The sequence below is a fragment of the Nocardia sp. NPDC046473 genome, assembly GCF_040645995.1.
Classification (GTDB): Bacteria; Actinomycetota; Actinomycetes; order Mycobacteriales; family Mycobacteriaceae; genus Nocardia.
Genome location: NZ_JBEYZJ010000033.1, coordinates 1 through 3040, shown reverse-complemented (window position 1 = coordinate 3040; position 3040 = coordinate 1). Strand labels below are relative to the sequence as shown.

Annotated in this window: 1 rRNA gene; it reads left to right on the top strand. The window is 53.3% G+C overall.

Features of this window, described 5'->3' with window-relative positions:
- The first annotated feature begins 113 nt into the window (after positions 1–113).
- Positions 114–2993, top strand: a 23S ribosomal RNA gene (locus ABZ942_RS43785).
- The last annotated feature ends 47 nt before the right edge of the window (positions 2994–3040 follow it).

The following is a 3040-nucleotide window of genomic DNA, read 5'->3' as shown; positions in this document are numbered from 1 at the left end:
CGTGAGGCTAAGGCGAGAGACGGAAGTCTCTTTATTGATTGAGTCGTTATATTCGTATCCGGGCTTTGTACCCCCGGGTCACATATATAACCCAAGGCAACTTGCGGTTATATGGTCAAGCGAATAAGCGCACACGGTGGATGCCTTGGCGGTCAGAGGCGATGAAGGACGTGGCAGCCTGCGAAAAGTATCGGGGAGCTGGCAACAAGCTTTGATCCGGTAATGTCCGAATGGGGAAACCCACCCGCTTGCGGGTATCCTGCAGTGAATACATAGCTGCTGGAAGCGAACCTGGTGAACTGAAATATCTAAGTAACCAGAGGAAAAGAAATCAACCGAGATTCCGTAAGTAGCGACGAGCGAACGCGGACTAGCCCTTAAGCTGATTTGGTTCTAGGAAAACGCTCTGGAAAGAGCGGCCATAGAAGGTGATAGCCCTGTATCTGAAAGGGCCATTTCAGTGAAGACGAGTAGGGCGGGGCACGTGAAACCCTGTCTGAACATGGGGGGACCATCCTCCAAGGCTAAATACTACTGACCGACCGATAGTGAACCAGTACCGTGAGGGAAAGGCGAAAAGAACCCCGGAGAGGGGAGTGAAATAGAACCTGAAACCGTGTGCGTACAAGCAGTAGGAGCTCCGCAAGGAGTGACTGCGTACCTTTTGTATAATGGGTCAGCGACTTACTGTTCGTGGCAAGCTTAACCGTATAGGGGAGGCGAAGGGAAACCGAGTCTGATAAGGGCGCATAGTCGCGGGCAGTAGACCCGAAACCGGGTGATCTAGTCATGCCCAGGGTGAAGGTGCGGTAACACGCACTGGAGGCCCGAACCCACTCCCGTTGCAAAGGTAGGGGATGAGGTGTGATTAGGAGTGAAAAGCTAATCGAACCCGGAGATAGCTGGTTCTCCTCGAAAGCTATTTAGGTAGCGCCTCATATGTATCCTCTCGGGGGTAGAGCACTGTTATGGCTAGGGGGTCATCGCGACTTACCAAACCATTGCAAACTCCGAATACCGAGACGGACTGTATGGGAGACACACGGCGGGTGCTAACGTCCGTCGTGAAAAGGGAAACAACCCAGACCCACAGCTAAGGTCCCAAATTTTGTGCTAAGTGGAAAACCATGTGGAAAGGCACAGACAGCCAGGAGGTTGGCTTAGAAGCAGCCACCCTTTAAAGAAAGCGTAATAGCTCACTGGTCGAGTCGGTCTGCGGGGAAGATTTAACGGGGCTAAGCACAGAACCGAAGCTTGGGGTGCATAACTTTGTTATGCGCGGTAGAGGAGCGTTCCGTAAGCCGTTGAAGGTGGATTGAGAAGTCTGCTGGAGGTATCGGAAGTGCGAATGCTGACATGAGTAACGATAATGCGGGTGAAAAACCCGCACGCCGAAAGCCCAAGGTTTCCTTGCGCAACGTTAATCGGCGCAGGGTGAGTCGGCCCCTAAGGCGAGGACGAAAGTCGTAGTCGATGGGAAGCAGGTTAATATTCCTGCACCTCGCGTAAGTGCGATGGAGGGACGGAGAAGGTTAGGTGTACCAGGCGTTGGTTGTCCTGGGGAAAGGCGGTAGGTTTGGATCTTTGGCAAATCCGGGATCCTTTAAGACCGAGCACCGAGACGAGCCTTTATGGCGAAGTCACTGATACCACGCTTCCAGGAAAAGCTCCTAAGCTTCAGCTTACGCAGACCGTACCGTAAACCGACACAGGTGGGTAGGATGAGAATTCTCAGGCGCTTGAGAGAACTCGGGTGAAGGAACTAGGCAACATGGCACCGTAACTTCGGGAGAAGGTGCACCCTTTTTGGTGGCTCGTGCGAGCTATAGCTGAAGAGGGTCGCAGTAACCAGGCCGCTGCGACTGTTTATCAAAAACACAGCACTCTGCAAACACGAAAGTGGACGTATAGGGTGTGACGCCTGCCCGGTGCTGGAAGGTTAATTGATGGGGTCAGCCGCAAGGCGAAGCTCTTGATCGAAGCCCCAGTAAACGGCGGCCGTAACTATAACGGTCCTAAGGTAGCGAAATTCCTTGTCGGGTAAGTTCCGACCTGCACGAATGGCGTAACGACAGCGGCGCTGTCTCCACCCGAGACTCAGTGAAATTGAAATCGCTGTGAAGATGCAGCGTTCCCGTGGCAAGACGGAAAGACCCCGTGAACCTTTACTATAGCTTTACACTGAACGTTGAGTTCGTCTGTGTAGGATAGGTGGGAGGCTATGAAACTGTGGCGCTAGCTGCAGTGGAGCCATCCTTGAAATACCACCCTGTCGTGCTTGACGTTCTAACCTGGGCCCATTATCTGGGTCGGGGACCGTGTATGGTGGGTAGTTTGACTGGGGCGGTCTCCTCCTAAAGAGTAACGGAGGAGCTCGAAGGTACGCTCAGCGCGGTCGGACATCGCGCACTGTGTGCAAAGGCATAAGCGTGCTTGACTGCAAGATCGACGGATCAAGCAGGTAGGAAACTAGGACTTAGTGATCCGGTGGTTCTGTATGGAAGGGCCATCGCTCAACGGATAAAAGGTACTCCGGGGATAACAGGCTGATACCGCCCAAGAGTTCATATCGACGGCGGTGTTTGGCACCTCGATGTCGGCTCATCACATCCTGGGGCTGTAGTCGGTCCCAAGGGTATGGCTGTTCGCCATTTAAAGTGGTACGCGAGCTGGGTTCAGAACGTCGTGAGACAGTTCGGTCCCTATCTGCCATGGGCGTTGGAGATTTGAGAGGGGCTGCTCCTAGTACGAGAGGACCGGAGTGGACGAACCTCTGGTGTTCCGGTTGTCACGCCAGTGGCATTGCCGGGTAGCTATGTTCGGAAGCGATAACCGCTGAAAGCATCTAAGCGGGAAGCGCGCCTCAAGATGAGATCTCCCGGGGCACAAGCCCCCTGAAGGAACCATGTAGACTACGTGGTTGATAGGTCAGGTGTGTAAGTACAGCAATGTATTGAGCTAACTGATACTAATGATCCGTGCGGCTTGACCATTTAACCTCAAGTTGCCTTGGCTTTACGACAACGTCGTAAGAGCATCC